The 898-nt window shown below is 37.4% G+C and carries 1 protein-coding gene; it reads left to right on the top strand.

Going from position 1 to position 898, the window contains the following annotated elements; all coding sequences use genetic code 11:
- The coding region (locus tag NEH74_RS12865) for an ISL3 family transposase (RefSeq protein ID WP_262941447.1) at positions 1–898 on the top strand (898 nt) is incomplete at both ends.

Genomic DNA, 898 nt, shown 5'->3' on the forward strand with positions numbered 1-898 from the left:
TCTCACAATAATTGTATCTTAACTTTACTCGATTTAAAAGATAAAAATATTACTTTTTCAGAAAATTGGATGGAAGATGTTCAGATTAACGGGATCCGCTCTAAGGTCATTTCTGGTATCCTCTCTTTTCAACCGACCCATTGTTACAACTGTGGTCATCTCTTTGACTCACAAATCATTAAACACGGCTTCAAAACCTCTCGTATTAAGATGATGAAACTCTCTGGCTTTGATACCTATCTCGATTTAAAAAAGCAACGCTATAAATGCCGTCATTGTGATCGTACCTTTACGCTTAAAACCTCTCTCGTAGAATCTAATTGTTACCTTTCTAATCCCCTTAAACAAGCCATTTTCCTAGAGGCTAGCCATAAAAAATCCGAGTCAGATATTGCCCGTGAACTCAACGTATCCCATTCAACGGTCAATCGGATCATTCATACATCGTACGAGGAACAACCCCTTCATTTTAACTCTCTTCCAAAGGTGCTTTGTTTTGATGAGTTTAAGTCGGTCAAATCAGCGGAAGGGGCTATGTCATTCATTTTTTGTGATGCTTCTAATGGGAAGTTAATTGATATCGTTGAAGACCGTCGTCTAAGCACTTTAAAACCTTATTTCATGCGATTTTCTAAGGAGGCCCGTGAAGGTGTAACTCACGTTGTTATTGATATGTATGCTCCGTATATGACACTCATTAAAGAGGTGTTTCCCAACGCTAAAATTGTTTTAGATAAGTTCCACGTCGTTCAACTTTTATCTCGTGCCCTCAATAAAACTCGTATTCGCTTCATGAACCAAAACAAAGAATTCTACAATAAATTCAAACATTATTGGCGCCTTTTATTAAAAGCCCAAGAGGATATCCATTCTACCCACTACTTCTATTCTAACTGTT

The organism is Turicibacter sp. GALT-G1 (assembly GCF_025594995.1).
Classification (GTDB): domain Bacteria; phylum Bacillota_I; class Bacilli_A; order MOL361; family Turicibacteraceae; genus Turicibacter; species Turicibacter bilis.